Source organism: Paenibacillus sp. GbtcB18, assembly GCF_019091125.1.
Classification (GTDB): Bacteria; Bacillota; Bacilli; order Paenibacillales; family NBRC-103111; genus Paenibacillus_F; species Paenibacillus_F chitinolyticus.
Window position 1 is genome coordinate 875027 of sequence record NZ_JAGXJX010000001.1, and the last position, 15433, is coordinate 890459.

A 15433-nucleotide genomic window follows, 5' to 3' on the forward strand; every position below is an offset into this window, starting at 1 on the left:
CAGGCAGAGTTGACCGGCATTCCGGGGGCAATAACAGGTTGACCAGGCAATTATCGAGGCGCGGCTTAATAGACTTAAGCGCTTACAAATAGAGGTTGAAAAAACCGGGAATGAGAAGACAGAGCCGTTTATCCGGAAAATATTATACCAGTATCATACTATCAATGCTAAATATTAACAACCCTTATTTTCATAGATTTAGTAAAATTATTCATAGCTTCCGGATTGGAACGGGGGGAAGGTTTGGCTCTAAGGGAATTTTATCTTTGTTGTTCGACGGGTTTGCTCTACAATATGAGTAGGCGTGTGCATCACGGATAAAAGATAGAGAAAGAGGGATAGAGTTGCTTAAACGTTTTTTTGCCTATTATCGTCCTTACCGGGGACTGTTTATTCTGGATTTCGGCTGTGCCGTGATCGCCGGGCTGCTCGAGCTTGGCTTTCCGCTTGCGGTGAACTTGTTTCTGGACAAACTTCTTCCGGGCCAGGACTGGTCCCTGATTACCTGGGCTTGCATCGCTCTTCTGGCGATTTACTTGCTGAACATGGTTCTCAATTACGTCGTCACGTACTGGGGCCACATGCTCGGGGTAAACATCGAAACGGATATGAGGAAGAAACTGTTCGATCACATTCAGAAGCTCTCGTTCCGGTTTTTCGATAACAATAAGACCGGTCACCTTATGACCCGGATTACGAACGATTTGAACGAAATCGGGGAGATTGCCCACCATGGTCCGGAGGATGTTTTCATCGCTATCATGACCTTGGTCGGAGCTTTCCTGCTCATGCTTTCGATCCACACGAAACTGGCCCTGCTTACGTTTATTGTCATTCCTCTGCTTGCCTGGTTTGCCATCTATTTTACCAAAAAAATGACCCGTACGTATGAAAGGCTGTTCGGCAACGTGGCCGAATTTAACAGCCGGGTCGAAAACAACATCAGCGGAATCCGCGTAGTCCAGGCATTCGCGAACGAAGAATACGAAAAGAATTTGTTCAAAGGAACCAACCAGCAGTATCGTCAGACGAAACTGCTTGCCTATAAGCTGATGGCGAAAAGCATGTCGATCAGCTACATGATGATGCGCTTCGTTTCGCTTTTCGTGATGCTTTGCGGAACTTATTTCGTCATCCAGGGCGAATTGTCGTACGGCCAGTTTGTCGCGTTCCTGCTCCTGTCCAACGTGTTTTTCCGTCCGATCGAGAAAATCAACGCCGTGCTGGAAAGCTATCCGAAAGGCATTGCCGGGTTTAAAAGGTATATCTCGATCATCGATACGGAGCCCGATGTGGCGGACGGCAAGGATGCGGTAAGCGTGGATAAGCTTAAGGGCGACATCGTCTTCGATTCGGTTACATTCGGATACGACGATCAGAAGAACATTCTGGATAAGCTGAACCTGAACATCCGGGCCGGGGAAACCATTGCCTTTGTAGGGCCGTCCGGCGCGGGAAAAACGACGATCTGCAGTCTGCTTCCCCGGTTTTACGATTGCAAAAGCGGCGCTATCCGCATCGACGGCATGGATGTCCGGGATATGACGCTGGAATCTTTGCGCAACCAGATCGGAATTGTGCAGCAGGATGTGTACTTGTTCGAAGGCACCATCCGGCAAAACATCGCTTACGGCAAGCTGAGAGCGAGCGAGGAAGAAATTTGGGAAGCCGCACGGCAGGCCCAGCTGGAAGAATTTATTCGGAAGCAGCCGGACGGAATGGAAACGATGATCGGCGAGAGGGGCGTCAAGCTGTCCGGCGGGCAGAAGCAGCGTCTTGCGATCGCCAGAATCTTCTTGAAAAATCCGCCGATTCTCATTCTCGACGAAGCGACTTCGGCGCTGGATACGGCCACGGAGCTGGCGATTCAGCAATCGCTGACCGAGCTGTCGAAAGGGCGGACGACTCTTGTTATCGCACACAGGCTCGCCACGATCAAGAACGCCGACCGCATCATCGTCGTAACGGAACGCGGAGTGGTCGAGGAAGGCTCCCACAGGGAGCTTGTCGCCGCCGGAGGCATCTACAGCGGCCTGCACAAAGCGCAGTTCGGCGTCTGACGCGGGCCGTGCGAACAACGCGAAAAGTTTGGGCAGCCTTACGGCACCACATGAAACAGCCGGACAGAAGCCCGGCGAGAGTGGGAACGGAACTGCATCGTACTAGCAAGAAAAAGCCGCTTTTTGAGCGGCTTTTTTCATGGGAACGGCTCGTTTTGACGCTTCCGACAGGCTTATAAAGCGTTGGGGTCGGCTTTTCGGCATGGGCAAGAGCATGAACCTTAACGGTCCATGCTCTTGTGTGCAGGTTTATAAATGCCGCTGCCCGCGTCCCTCAGCCGGAAAGAAATGAACCAAAGCAGCAGCGCCAGTCCGGCAAATAGGAACAGCGTAACCGAGAGCTCTTCCAAAGCCAGGCTCCAGCCGACCAGGAGCGAAATAAGCGATCCTCCCAAGCTTGCGGCAGCGATAAAGTAGCTTGTCACCTCATCTACATATCCCTGTCTCACGGAGGCCGCAAATGTAATCGCAACCGGAAAGAGGGGAGACGCCGCAATGCCCGTTAGAGAAATGACCCCCAGCACCAGGATTGCGTCATGAAGAAAGGGGAACACACCTAGCAGTAAAATCAGACATACAGCGGAAGTTTGCAGCATCGGCAGAGGCGGAATCTTCTTCCCTTTAAAGGCAAGCACGGTTCGTCCGATAACCATCGAAGCCCAGAATACGGAAACTCCGATCAGGCTGTAGCTTTCAAATCCGCCGACAATCATCAGCGAAGGCAAAAAGTTCGCATAGCTGGTCTCGATCCCGGCATAAACGAAGGCAAACAGAATGAGCAGGCTCAAGCTTCGCTTTTCCTCCCGCATCAATCCGCTTCCGGGGTAAATCTCTTCCGACCCGCTTACGACTCCTTCGGGCTCCGGAAGCCGATGCTCCGACCGGAGCATTGAAATCAAGGACACCCAAGCCGCCAGCAGCACGACAATTGTACTGAGCAGAGAGTAGAGAACCAAAGGAATCACGTCTTCGCCGGCCAGCAGATGGATAAGGATGGGGAAGAGCAGGGCTCCGAAGCCGAAGAATACTTCCAGCTTCGCCATCCCTGCCTTGCCGTTTTCTCCTTGTGCTATGATCCAAGCTCCCACAGTCGTCTCCAGCGTTCCCGCCCCGTATCCGATCAGGAACCCTGTCAAAGAGAGCAATTCCCATCTGTCGATCCACAGGTAACCCGCCAAGGCGGCCCCGACCATACCCAGTCCGATCGTAATGACGACGAACGGGCCGACTTTCTTGGATAGGAGGGGGGAGAAGAGTACACCAATGAGAAACCCGATAAACTGCACAGACAGGATCACGGAGATTTCCTGGGCCCCAATATCGTAGCGTGCATAAAAATGAGGTGACAAACTGCCGATGAACACATGAACGACGCCAACCAGAAAATAAAAGGCGCAGCCCATCCAAAGGACGATTCGCATCGTCGGCCTCCTATCTGCGAAGGCAATCAGGGGATTAGGCCTGCATCACAAGCGCGCCTGAAAGATCCTTCGCGTGTGTTTCGAAGAACAGATTCAGCGTAGCTTGAGAACGGTGCCCGTCCGCAAAGCTCGGCAGACCCATTCGGCTTTTGCGGAGAATGGCGTCCACCCATGCCATCTGCTCGATCCGGAATGAATCCGCCCAGCCGTGAAACTCGCCTGCCGGGTCCGTCAATAAGGCGGGAGGGAGATCGAAGCTTGTGGACGAGATTCCTTCCGTGATGGTATAGCTAAGCGGATTGCGGGTGTGATAATGGAAATTTTTTCGGTGTCCGATGACTTCGATGCCGAACCCGCATTCCTCGGGGACTGTGCTTTTAGAGGTAACCATATGAATGAACACCTGATTATGGAGCTGTCCGAGAATCTCCGAATAGTCGTCGACTTGGACTTCTCTGTTTTCTTTTTCCTTCACATGGGTAGCCATTTTGACACGGATCGATTCGGGCCGGAATTCCGAGCGGAACAGATACCAGATCATGTCGATCAGGTGTATGCCGAGATCGCCCAGGGCGCCGCTAGTCTGTTTGCTGGCTTCGCTGTCTCTCCAGGTGAAGGCTTTTTTTCTCAGAGCGCTGTCTTTCTTAAAGGAGATATTGAACGAAATGATGCCGCCGTGTCCGCCGTTGCGGATGAACTCCATCAAGATATGGACGAATGACAAATACCGGTAATTGAATCCCATCATGGCGATGGCATGGGCTTTATCCGTATAGTCCCGCATCACCTGGGCTTCCTCGAGAGTGATGGCCATCGGCTTCTCGCACAGGACATGCTTGCCGGCGGCCAAGGCCTGCAGCGCATGATCCTTATGCTTGAAGTTAGGGGAGGCGACAATAATGCCATCCGAGGAATCCAACAGGTCCTCATACCTTTCGAAGGCCTGTCCTCCGAAGGTGGACGCGAATCGTTCGCCTGCAGGCTGATGGATATCGTGTACGCCTGTCAAGACGGCCTCTTTGACTGTCGACAGTGCTTTGGCATGCGTCATGGCAATATTCCCGGCTCCGATAATACCAATCTTGATCATCTTAATTTCCTCTCCCTTATCCGTGGTTTTTCTCTCTGATCAACAAAAGGTCTTTGAATCGTCACGCTCCCGCTTGCAGGTGTTCTTTCAGTACATGAAGAATGCCTTTCACATAAGCCCCTTCGGAGACCAGGGGATGCAGGCCTTTGGCTTCCTCCGTCGCGTTGTGAACCAAGTAGCCGTGCCGGACGGCCCGGAGCATATGCAGGTCGTTCCCGCTGTCGCCAAAAGCAAACGCATGCTCGGGCTGAACGCCGTACCGCTCCAACATGAAGCGCACGATCTCGGCCTTGCCGGTTCCGAGCGGAATAAAGTCCACGTCATAACAGTCCTCCGGATCACCCGCCAGCGGATTGCACCGGTTAATATTGACGTCTACCCGGTAGCGGCCGGCCAAATCGCGGATGTGTTTTATCGTATGCAGATCTGTCATAGGGTCTCTTTGCCTGTAGTAAAAATTCCACTTGAAACGGGAACTGCCCAGTTGGGTCTGAGGGGCTAGGTCCACGCCGTACTCCTGAGACAGTTCCCCGATCAATGTTTTGACCGTTTCTTCGGAGAAACCGCTGCTTTCAAGCCGGCGGTCCCAATGTTCATCCCTCATGCCGTAGCGTTCCCGGGTCATATAGGTCAGCTCCGTCCCGAGGTCGCTTGCAATAAAGTGAGGGAAGATCCGGAATTTCCCTCCGCTCATTTTACGCAAAATATCCTCGAGTTTGCTGCCGCTTACCCAGCCGATCATCAGCTCTCCTTCGCGGCTCTTCCGTTCAATGAACGCTTCAAGCTCCTCCAGTTCCCTGCGGTGCTCTTCGAGCAGGACGTGCGGGAAATACGTTTCGTCAAAATCGCAGAACACCATGTGCTTTGGCTTCACGGGATGTTCCAGCCGGATAAAGCCGTCTTTATACTCCGATAACACGTCGCAGTCCCTCCATCAGATGATCTTGCTCTTCCCAGGTCAAATGCGGATACATAGGCAGGTGCAGAAGCCGGCTGTGCGTCTGCTCCGTTTGCGGAAGATGCGCATCTTTATAGCGGGCGTTCACGAACAGAGTATTCTGCTTATGGGACAACACGGGATAGTAGATATCGGTTTCGGCCGAATACTTGTCCATCAGCTCGCGACGAACCAGATCCCTGTCCGCACTCAGGATTTGAATGGGGAAGTGGTGCCAGACATGGTCATCCGACATTTCGGGCAGCCGGATTTTCTGGCTGTCGGCCAGCGATTGCAGGCCTTGGCGGTACCGGTCGGCCAAAACGGCACGTTTGAAGTTGTTCAGGGACAAATGTTTCATCCGCTCGATCCCGATGGCGGCTTGCAGGTTATCCATTCGGCTGTTGTATCCGAAGTCCCTTACTTTCCGGTTCTTGACGTTGACTTCAAATCCGTGATAGCTGAACTGCATGCAGCGTCGTGCCGCTTCATCGTCATCGAGAGCTATCGCGCCTCCTTTGCCGCATACCCCCAAATTCTTGTACGGGTTGAAGCTCAGAATCAGGGCATCTCCCTCCCGTCCGAGTTCCGTTACGCCAATCGCTTGGCAGGCATCCTCCACAATCTTCAGACGGTAGCGGTCCGCGAGCTCACGGAGCCCCGCCATGTTCGCTTTCTTCCCGTACAAATGCACCGGGAGGATAAATCGGGTCCGGGGCGTAATGGCCGCTTCCGCGCTTGCGGGGTCCAGCGTATACGTGTGCGGATCGATATCCGCATAGACCGGTACACCGCCTACTGCAAGCACGGCATTTTCGGTTGCCGCAAAACTGTTGGCCGGCATAATAACTTCATCGCCGGGACGAAGGCCCAAGGCGAGCAAAGCGACCATCGCCGCGTCCGTCCCGCTGGAGGTGGCGATGATATATTTTTTCCGCAGGTAGCCTGACAAGATCTCTTCAAAGCGGTTCACGTACGGCCCGCTGGTAAACTGCCCTGTCGGGAGCACCACTTTCATCACCGCCAGAATCGCTTCGACCTCTTCTGCAGAGATCAGCCTGTTCAAAGGCAGGAAATCGACTTTGCCGGGAAATTCGGAGAGGGCGGGGAACAGGGAACGAGTATTAATTGTATTTTCCTTCCTTGAAATGTATAATTTTTCTAGTAACTTACTATTCACCAAGTGGTTTTCAAAGCAATCCGGTTCTACGTTACGGCCAGTTTTACTGCAATCCAACAGGTGAAGATAGTCCTTACTTGTTCCCCAATATTTGTTTTTTGTGGTCAGCACGGTTTTTCCTCCGTTTCCAGAATTTTTTGATAATTCCTATCCGCCTTCATCGTAAATTATGAAATCGATGACAGGTCAAGACATTTTTTGGAGGAAAATCCATGCCTACGATACAAGAGATCGCGAAGCTCTGCAAAGTATCGACATCCACGGTGTCGAGGGTCTTGAACAATCACCCGTATGTATCCGAGAAGATCAGGCGGGAAGTCTTACGGGTTATTGAAGAACTGAACTACACGCCGCATTTTCTGGCCAGAGGGCTGCGCACCAACAGCTCCAAATTACTGGCCGTCTCCGTTCCCAAGGCGGACCATCCCTTTTTTGCCGGACTGATCAAGGGAATATCGCTGCAGGCGCTGGAATTCAATTACAAGGTGTGCGTATTCCAAACCTTCTATTGTAAAGAAACCGAACTTGAATTGATGAAGCTTCTCCAGAATAGGGAAGTGGACGGGATCATTCTTGGCGCACTGGAGAATGTGTGGGAGGATATCGCTCCTTACTTGAAGCGTGGACCCATTCTCATGTGCAACGAATTTCATGAAACGGCGCAGGTTCCCATTTTGTGCTACAACGAATTCGAATCAGGATATGCCGCAGTGAGGCACCTGATCGAAAGAGGGTACCGGGATATCGGCTTTTGCTTCGATACGGCCAACAGTGAAGCGCAGAACATGCGGAAGAAGGGGTATTTGGCCGCCCTGTCGGACCACAACCTGCCTTATCGCGAGGAATGGATCTTTGAGGGAGCCTTCTCGATCCTGGACGGCATCCGTATTATGAACCGGATCCACGATCTGCCGGAGAAGAAACCGGCCGCGCTTTTCTCGGGCAGCGACCAGGTTGCGGCAGGGTTGATCAAACAGGCTGTGAATCTCGGCTACAGCGTGCCCGGCGATTTAGCCGTCATCGGGTACGACAATCAGCCGATCTGCAGGGTAACGACGCCGACCATTACGAGCATCGACATTCCGGTGGAGCAGCTCGGACGGAAAGCCGTTGCAAGGCTCCTTGCCTGCTTGACGGAAGAGCTTCCGCTGAAGCGGGAGGTCACCCTGTTTCCGACTGAATTGGTGGTACGGGAGTCAACTTGAGGCGATGCTGAGACTTATTTCATGAAATAAACTACGGGAATGTATAGACTTCAATCCGGGAGGGGGGTGAGAGAAGTGTAACTGTACGGGAGTAGTACTCCAACCCAAAAAATAAATACATAAGGAGAATGGAGATCATGCAGCGTTTTTCCAAAATGGCATTATTCATGGTGGTCCTTCTTTTATTGTCCGCAACAACGGCGTTCGCTCAAACATCCAAGGTTGATGTCGGCAGCGGATTGGATCTTCTTATCGACGTTCAAGGAACATCTGTCCCCGGTAAACCGACCATGGTATTTGATTCCGGCTCCGGTGATGACCATACGGTATGGCAAACGGCTTATGTCCAACAACAAATCGCTCAAAGCACATTGACCGTTTCCTACGACCGTGCCGGTCTCGGTCAATCTGATGATGACGCTACTATTGCCAAGAACGGTGTGACAAAAGCAACTCAACTTCACGCCTTGCTTCATAACGCGAATATTCCCGGCCCCTACCTGTTCGTGAGCCATTCCATTTCCGGCGTGTTTGCTCGTACCTACGCTGCTCTGTATCCTAGCGAAGTAGCCGGCATTATTTTTGTTGATTCCACTCACGAGGATGTAGTCCAAGAATTCGGAGAAGAATTTATCCGGGGCGACATTGAGTACTCCGGCGAATTTACTTGGACCGACTGGTTGACCACCGATCAGCAAATTCGTCAACTGAATGCACAAGATGCGCTTCGTAACACACCGATCACGGTTCTTTCCGCTAACTGCCACGGTGTCTGCGATGAGCAAAACCCGGGCAGCTTGATCGACGAAACCAAATGGGCTTCCCTGCAAAACAAAATTGCAGCCCTATCCGACGACGTTGTTCACACAACCGTTGATTCCGGCCATTATATTCAATTGAATAAACCGCAAGCGGTAATCAGTGCGATCCATGCGATCGTTACACGTATCAATTTGCCATAACCACCGAGAGAGTATAGATACTTTAGTCTGTTTAATCTTATCGCGTGAGAGTGATGATGAAATAATGGAAAGCTGTCCTCCAGAAATAATACCTTATAAAATCCAAAAGCGTTTCAAACCCAAAAGATCATGGGCATAGGTGCCATGATCTTTTTTTATTAAGTGCACACACAGTTTCGACGCGATTCCAACCGGCGGCACAAGAATCTTCTCTGCCAGGTCGGCTTTTCATATAGAAGCGCTGGAGTTTATAAAGCTACAAAGCTACAAAGCTACAAAGCTACAAAGCGACAAAGCGACAAAGCTACAAAGTCTGCCCTGCATCTGCCGTCAAAATCTGCCCCGTAACCGCCTCCTGCTCCAGAAGGGAGCAGATGATTTGGGCGATGTCTTCGGGGGTCGCAATCCGCTGGAGGGGAAGCTTGCCGATGAGAGCGTTCATCGTTTCTTCGCGGCCTTGCCACCAGCGTGTCGCTACCGCGCCCGGCGCGACGCAGTTCACGCGGATCTCCGGCGCAAGCGCCAGGGCCAGGGATTTGGTCAGCCCGTGGACGGCTGCCTTCGACACGGCGTATGGGATGGAGGAGCCGAGACCCGTAAGTCCGGCTATGCTGCCGACATTGACGATGGCGCCGCTTTTGTTTTTTTTCATCCGGGGAGCGACCGCTTTGGCGCAGGTAAACATACCTTTGACATTGACCGCATAAAGTTCATCCCAAACTTCCTCCGTGGCCGAATCCAAATCGCTCATCGGGATATGCCGGGTGACGCTGGCATTGTTGACAAGCAGGTCGATGCTCCCGTACCGGGCGGCAATCCGTTCCGCAAGCTCATTGACTTCGCTTTCCCGGGTCACATCCGCTTTAAAAGCGGCGGCGCTCCCGCCTTCTTCGGCAATCATCCGCACGGCGGATTCCGCGTCCTCTCTGGATTGCGAGTAGCTGATGACGACGATGGCGCCCCGTCTGGCCAGTTCAAGACTGGTCGCTCTGCCGATACCGGTACCCCCGCCTGTTACCCAGGCGACTTTATTTTGTATGAACATATACGATCACTCCTTCAAGGAATTCAATCAGGCTTTCTGACTCCAGTTTAAAGGAGAAGAAGGGTTTTATATACTTGAATGTTTTGAAGGAAACGTTCATAATAATCGAATGAAGTAAAAGGAGGGACGCCGGGTGGATTTCAAAACGTTAAAGTCCTTTCAAAAAATCGTCGAACACGGAAACTTCGCCCGTGCGGCCGAAGAATTGGCTTATTCGCCGTCCACGGTCACTACCCAGATTCAGAAGCTGGAGAGCGATCTGGGCGTGTTGTTGTTCGAGCGCGGCAAAAAAATCGCGTTAACCGAAGCGGGTCGCCTCTTTTATGAACAAAGCATTCCTATCCTGCAAAACATGGAGCAGCTGCAAAAAACGCTGGGTGATCTTACGTCGGGCGAGGCGGGACAGGTAAGGGTCGGCGTTACGGAACCGACGGCCAGTCACCAGTTTCCCGGACTGATCCGGCGTTTTACGGAGATGTATCCGAATATTCGAATTTCCGTTGAGATAGCCGGAACGTCTGTTTTGACGGACAAAATCCTGAAAGGCGAGCTGGACTTCGGGTTAGGTTCGTTCCCGGATTCGGCCGCTCAGCTCCATTTCGAGCCTTTGTTTACGGAAGAGTTTCTCCTGCTCGTGCCTCAAGATCACGTGCTGACCCGGGCGGGATCGGAATCGGTGACTCTTGGACAGCTTCGCCATACCCGTCTGCTTATTACGGCACAGTCGTGTCCTTACCGCAGAAAGCTGGAGACGGCGTTCCGGAAAGAGGGAAGCTTTCCGCCGGATACGATGGAAATCGGCAGCATGTCCGCGCTAAAACATTATGTCGCCGAAGGCCTCGGCGCAGCGCTTGTTCCGCGGATGGTGCTCGATCCTTTACCGGAAGGCACGATAGCGCTTCCCATGGAGGGCAGCGGAATCAACATGACGTGCGGCCTGATTTGCAGACCGGCTGATCTGCCGTTAAAGCGTGCGGCAAAGAACTTGTACGACTTTCTGCTGCAGGAGTTCACACGCCAAAAGGGATGACGCTTCTGTTCATTCCGGTTTGCCTTTTATAAATCGCCAAAGCAAAAAACACCGACGTACGGTGTTTTTTTGTTTTTCTGATTCCTCCGGGAGGTTTATACAATTCAAAAATATAATTGACAGAATTGTACAAATTTACAAAAAACCACTTGATTGTTATATCCGAGTTAACCTATACTATTAATTGGATAGGAGTTCCGCATCATACAAAAACATACAAATCATGAAACTGGAGGGATGAAAGATGTACACGGAAATTGCTGAAAGCAAATTGAACCAATTGAAGGAAAGCGGCCAATATCGCGAGTTTGTCACCATTAACCGGCTGCGGACAAAGTACCCTATGGCTCTTGTCGATAACCAGGGCGATCACCCGGTGGTCGTATGGTGCAGCAATGATTATCTCGGTATGTCTCAACATCCAGTTGTTATCGAAGCGATGCACAAGGCAATAGAATTGTACGGAGCCGGCTCCGGCGGTTCCCGGAATATCGGAGGTTCCCACCACTATTACGCGGAGCTGGAAGCTTCGCTTGCGGAATGGCACGGCAAAGAAGCGGCTCTTGTGTTCCCGACAGGCTACGGTTCCAACGACGCCACGCTCCAGTGCCTGGCGCGCGTTTTTCCCGACAGCATCATTTTCTCGGACGCTTTGAATCATGCTTCCATCATTAACGGAATTGTCAGCTCCAAAACGGAAAAAGCCGTTTTCCGGCACAACGACGTGCAGCATCTGGAAGAACTGCTGGCCGCCCAGCCGGCTGACCGACCCAAAATCATCGTGTTCGAATCCGTGTATTCGATGGACGGGGACATCGCGCCGATCCTTGAAATCGTACGCTTAGCGAAAAAATACAAAGCCCTCACGTTCCTTGACGAGGTACATGCCATCGGGATGTACGGACCGCGCGGTGCGGGAATCGCTGCCCAGCTCGGCGTAGCGGACTCCATCGATTTTATCCAGGGAACGATGGCCAAGGGCATCGGGATTATAGGAGGCTACATAACGGGTTCGGCACCGCTGATCGACAGTGTGCGTTCCTTCGCCTCGGGCTTTATTTTCACAACGTCGCTGCCTCCGGCCGTAGTAGCGGCCTGCTACGCCAGTGTGGAGCATTTGAAGCGTTCGGATGCGGAGCGCAGCGCACTTCACGCCAAGACGGTCCTGCTGCGCAATGCGCTGGCCGAGGCCGGCATTCCGGTGATGGAGTCCAGCGAGTCGCATATTCTTCCCGTTCTGGTCGGGGAGGCGAAGAAATGCAAGCTGGCTGCGCGCAGACTGCTGGAGAAGCATCATGTTTACCTGCAGCCGATCAACTCGCCGACAGTGCCGGTCGGTACGGAGCGTTTCCGGGTGAATGTGACCCCGAATCATACGGAAGAGCACATCTACGAGCTCGTAAACGCCTTAACCGAAGTGTTCGAGTATTTCGATATCAAAACACTGGCTTTGAAAGCCTGACCCGATCTTCCGGTGGAAAGGTCGGTTCCGTCAGACTGCATCAGAAGAAACGGGAGTGAATCGGCATGAATACGAGTCTGGCCCTGCGGATAAGAAGGGCTTCGCTGGAAGATATAGGAGAACTCGTGGAGCTCCGTAAAATTTTACTCAGCCAGGGCGAAGGGCATTATGTTTCCCGCTCCGCCGAAGAAGACCTCGCCTGGCAATCGGAGTACCGGGATTGGCTCCGAGCCAATCTGAATGGAAACGACCGCATACTCGTGGCGGCGGCAAGTATGGACGACGAAGAACGAATTTGCGCCTGCGCGATCGGCATTATCGACGACCGTGCGCCGATGAAAGGCTGCCTGAACGGCAAAGTCGGCTGGATTCAGACTGTGGTCGTTCATCCGGACAAGCGGCGCCACGGACTGGGCGAAGGGATTATGAATTATGTTTTATCCTGGTTCCGTGCCAACGAAGTAGGAAAGGTAACGCTTCAGACGACCCCATCCGCCAAGCGGCTGTACGAGAATTTAGGCTTTTCGGAATCGGGAGAAGATCTTCTGATTAAAGAATTTTAATGAACCTCGGAGGGGACGCGCATGAACGTACTCATTATCGGACTGGGCTATGCGGGAACCCGCTTTTTGCAAGCCTTCTCCAATCTGGACCCGGCGGTGACGGGAAATGAACCCGTTGAGGTTGCTTATGTGAACCGCAATCCGAAATCGAACGGCTACCGGTATTTTGCCGACATAGAGACGGCAGTGAAAGAATTCGAGCCTGCCGTAGTTGTCGTAAGCGTAAACGACGAATATCATATCGACGTGATCAAACAGCTCCGGGACTACCGGGGATTCGTTATTTGCGAAAAACCTCTGGTGCATCCTCAGGACGATCTCGACGAGGTAGAAGCAAGTTTAAAGCATATTTCGGGATTCGCTCTGGACCTTGTGGAGCGGTACTCGGATGCCTCGATCACGTTGAAGCAGTATGTGAAGGATCATAATTTGCGTCTCGTACGCGCCAATTTTTACTGGGGAAAGGACCGGATCAACGACCATAGGCCGACAAGCGGGGTGATCAGCGAAATTATTCACCCGCTCGATCTCGTTCAGTGGGTGAGCGGCGGAGATGCGGAGCTGGAGTTGAAGGATCTGCAAGGCATCCGCTCGGATTTCTCCATTTCCGGAACGGCCGTGCTGGACAGTGCGGCGATAACCGCTAATCTGGCCGGAGCCGTCGTCACGGGTTACAGCAGCTTCGTCAACATTCTCCGCAAGCGGGAGGTCGATCTCGTCTTCGCCTCACCGGCGAATAAGCTGATTTTCGCGACGATGATTTTTGACACGCCGGTTTGGGATATCGATTATTTACGGATCTGGGAAAAAACGAATACCGGAGAACGCGTCATCGTGGATCTCAAGACGGAAATCGACGAAAGCCGTCCGGAACTGAACACGATCCGCAAGTTAATCCGGCTCGTCGGCGATGCTGCGGGGTTTGCCGCTTCAGGGGCGGAGCCTTCCCAGCCTTTCGCGGATTTGCCAAGTTCCCTGAAGCTCCAGAAGCTGCTCAATACGATCGACGCGGACGCGAGGACAATCGGCCCAGTACAGTATGTCGTCGGCTCCGAACGGGAGTTTTTCAATGATGAAACGAACTGGGAACGCCTCGGCTGAGCATCCGGGTCTACTATCGAACAAGATAAGCGAGGGAGATTTCCATGCAAAAAGTTTTACTGCTTACCATCGGCATGTTCGCTTTGGGCTTTGATGCCTATGTGGTGGCGGGTCTGCTTCCCGCAATCGGGTCGGACTTTAACATCAGCGCATCGCAGTCCGGTCAGGCCGTAAGCGTGTTTACGCTCTGTTATGCATTGGCGGCACCGGTATTCGCCACGATACTGGCCGGCAAGCCGGTACGGCGCATACTCCTGCTGGCGCTCGTCGTGTTCACGCTGGCCAACGCGGGAACGGCTCTTGCGCCGACCTATACGCTTTTGCTGCTCTCCCGCGCAATTGCCGGGATCGGAGCGGGCCTGTATTCGCCGCTGGCTGCGGCTGCGGCTGCGGCCCTCGTTTCCAGCGAGAAACGGGGAAGAGCACTCGGCATGACGCTGGGCGGAATGAGCATGGGGACAGTCATCGGGGTTCCCGTAGGGCTGCTCATTGCCGAGCAGATCGGCTGGCGGGGAACGCTCTGGGCCGTAACGGCACTCGGCGTCATCGCGATCATCGGCATTACCGCCCGGTTTCCGAACTTTCCGGCGGCGGCTCCGCCGTCCCTGCGTCAGCGTCTTGCCATGATGACGAACGGGCGCGTTGCCGCAACAGTCGGCATCACGTTTATTACAAGCGTGGCCAGTCTGGGACTGTACACGTACGTCGCGTCCGTTCTCCAGGATCTGGCCGATATCGAGTCCATTACTCCGTACTTGTGGGCGTGGGGGATCGGCGGAGTCATCGGCAGTTTTTCCATCGGAACGCTCATTGACCGTACGGGACGTCCCGGGCTGTTGATGACCGTGATTCTGGCGTTGATGGCGCTGGCGGTTTTCGTCCTTCCGGTCGGGATTCATTACGCGCTTGCCGCTTTCGCGGCATTCGTCGTGTGGGGGGCGACCGGCTGGGCTTCTCAGGCTCCGCAGCAGCATGTGCTCCTCGTCCTTCAGCCCGAACACGGGCCGGCAGCCGTGGCGCTGAACAGTTCCGCGAATTATCTCGGCAGCGCGGTAGGTTCCGCCCTTGGCGGCGCGGTTCTGCTCGCGGGGCTGGCACCCGGCCAGCTGCCGATCGTCGCGGGCGCGCTGATTGCGGCGGCGCTGCTCGGGCAGATCTGGATCGTCTCGCGCAGCCAGGGCTTCTCCAAAGCCGGCCGGGAAGAGAAGATCCAGTCTTGAGCGGGGGCGCGTGAGCGCGAAAAAAAAGACCTTTCAGCCGTTTAGCGGCATGAAAGGTCTTTTTTTTCGCCCACGCCAGGTCGCCCACGCCAGGTCGCCCACGCCAGGTCGCCCACGCCAGGTCGCCCACGCCAGGTCGCCCACGCCAGGTCGCCCA

Annotated in this window: 12 protein-coding genes and 1 pseudogene; 8 read left to right on the forward strand and 5 right to left on the reverse strand. The window is 53.4% G+C overall.

Annotated features, from left to right (window positions below; genetic code table 11):
* The first annotated feature begins 344 nt into the window (after positions 1–344).
* On the forward strand, positions 345–2060 hold the full coding sequence (locus tag KVT34_RS04000) for an ABC transporter ATP-binding protein (RefSeq protein WP_217556793.1): 1716 nt from the start codon (positions 345–347) through the stop codon (positions 2058–2060).
* Positions 2061–2281: 221 nt separating this feature from the next.
* On the opposite strand, the gene KVT34_RS04005 is transcribed toward KVT34_RS04000, so the two are convergent.
* From KVT34_RS04005 to KVT34_RS04020, 4 genes are all read right to left on the reverse strand, one after another.
* Positions 2282–3481 carry an MFS transporter gene (locus tag KVT34_RS04005; protein WP_217556794.1) on the reverse strand — a complete coding sequence of 400 codons (1200 nt, stop codon included), beginning with the start codon at positions 3479–3481 and terminating at the stop codon, positions 2282–2284.
* 34 nt (positions 3482–3515) lie between these two features.
* Positions 3516–4571 carry a Gfo/Idh/MocA family protein gene (locus KVT34_RS04010; protein WP_217556795.1) on the reverse strand — a complete coding sequence of 352 codons (1056 nt, stop codon included), beginning with the start codon at positions 4569–4571 and terminating at the stop codon, positions 3516–3518.
* Positions 4572–4632: 61 nt separating this feature from the next.
* Entirely contained in the window at positions 4633–5430 is a 798-nt protein-coding gene (locus tag KVT34_RS04015) for an HAD-IIB family hydrolase (RefSeq protein ID WP_217557260.1), read from the reverse strand.
* 43 nt (positions 5431–5473) lie between these two features.
* Positions 5474–6796, reverse strand: a complete 1323-nt coding sequence (locus tag KVT34_RS04020) for a DegT/DnrJ/EryC1/StrS family aminotransferase (protein WP_254634605.1) — start codon at positions 6794–6796, stop codon at positions 5474–5476.
* 104 nt (positions 6797–6900) lie between these two features.
* Here KVT34_RS04020 and KVT34_RS04025 point away from each other — a divergent pair, with 104 nt between their 5' ends.
* Together KVT34_RS04025 and KVT34_RS04030 are read left to right on the forward strand one after the other, a co-directional pair.
* Positions 6901–7893 (forward strand): LacI family DNA-binding transcriptional regulator, encoded by a 993-nt coding sequence (locus tag KVT34_RS04025; RefSeq protein WP_217556797.1) that lies wholly within the window; start codon positions 6901–6903, stop codon positions 7891–7893.
* Positions 7894–8030: 137 nt separating this feature from the next.
* Positions 8031–8855 carry an alpha/beta fold hydrolase gene (locus tag KVT34_RS04030; protein WP_217556798.1) on the forward strand — a complete coding sequence of 275 codons (825 nt, stop codon included), beginning with the start codon at positions 8031–8033 and terminating at the stop codon, positions 8853–8855.
* Positions 8856–9159: 304 nt separating this feature from the next.
* Here the strand turns inward: KVT34_RS04030 and KVT34_RS04035 are convergent, their stop codons facing one another.
* Entirely contained in the window at positions 9160–9900 is a 741-nt protein-coding gene (locus tag KVT34_RS04035) for an SDR family NAD(P)-dependent oxidoreductase (protein ID WP_217556800.1), read from the reverse strand.
* A 133-nt stretch (positions 9901–10033) separates the two neighbouring features.
* Here KVT34_RS04035 and KVT34_RS04040 point away from each other — a divergent pair, with 133 nt between their 5' ends.
* From KVT34_RS04040 to KVT34_RS04060, 5 genes and pseudogenes are all read left to right on the forward strand, one after another.
* The gene (locus KVT34_RS04040) at positions 10034–10930 is read left to right on the forward strand and encodes a LysR family transcriptional regulator (RefSeq protein WP_217556801.1); all 897 of its coding nucleotides are present in this window, start codon (positions 10034–10036) and stop codon (positions 10928–10930) included.
* Between the two features lie 244 nt (positions 10931–11174).
* Positions 11175–12392 (forward strand): 5-aminolevulinate synthase, encoded by a 1218-nt coding sequence (gene hemA, locus KVT34_RS04045; RefSeq protein WP_217556802.1) that lies wholly within the window; start codon positions 11175–11177, stop codon positions 12390–12392.
* 65 nt (positions 12393–12457) lie between these two features.
* Positions 12458–12955, forward strand: coding sequence for a GNAT family N-acetyltransferase (locus KVT34_RS04050; RefSeq protein WP_217556803.1), 498 nt, complete (start codon positions 12458–12460; stop codon positions 12953–12955).
* 21 nt (positions 12956–12976) lie between these two features.
* A pseudogene (locus tag KVT34_RS32935) lies at positions 12977–13279 on the forward strand (Gfo/Idh/MocA family oxidoreductase); the annotation flags it as partial.
* 821 nt (positions 13280–14100) lie between these two features.
* A complete protein-coding gene (locus KVT34_RS04060; protein ID WP_217556805.1) occupies positions 14101–15276 on the forward strand; it encodes an MFS transporter in 1176 nt (391 codons plus the stop codon).
* The last annotated feature ends 157 nt before the right edge of the window (positions 15277–15433 follow it).

Excerpts from the sequence above, each read along its gene's own strand:
- KVT34_RS04005 (WP_217556794.1), bottom strand. The coding sequence starts at position 3,481 with ATGCGAATCGTCCTTTGGATGGGCTGCGCCTTTTATTTTCTGGTTGGC.
- KVT34_RS04010 (WP_217556795.1), bottom strand. The coding sequence starts at position 4,571 with ATGATCAAGATTGGTATTATCGGAGCCGGGAATATTGCCATGACGCAT.
- KVT34_RS04015 (WP_217557260.1), bottom strand. The coding sequence starts at position 5,430 with ATGGTGTTCTGCGATTTTGACGAAACGTATTTCCCGCACGTCCTGCTC.
- KVT34_RS04025 (WP_217556797.1), top strand. The coding sequence starts at position 6,901 with ATGCCTACGATACAAGAGATCGCGAAGCTCTGCAAAGTATCGACATCC.
- KVT34_RS04030 (WP_217556798.1), top strand. The coding sequence starts at position 8,031 with ATGCAGCGTTTTTCCAAAATGGCATTATTCATGGTGGTCCTTCTTTTA.
- KVT34_RS04035 (WP_217556800.1), bottom strand. The coding sequence starts at position 9,900 with ATGTTCATACAAAATAAAGTCGCCTGGGTAACAGGCGGGGGTACCGGT.
- hemA (WP_217556802.1), top strand. The coding sequence starts at position 11,175 with ATGTACACGGAAATTGCTGAAAGCAAATTGAACCAATTGAAGGAAAGC.
- KVT34_RS04050 (WP_217556803.1), top strand. The coding sequence starts at position 12,458 with ATGAATACGAGTCTGGCCCTGCGGATAAGAAGGGCTTCGCTGGAAGAT.
- KVT34_RS04060 (WP_217556805.1), top strand. The coding sequence starts at position 14,101 with ATGCAAAAAGTTTTACTGCTTACCATCGGCATGTTCGCTTTGGGCTTT.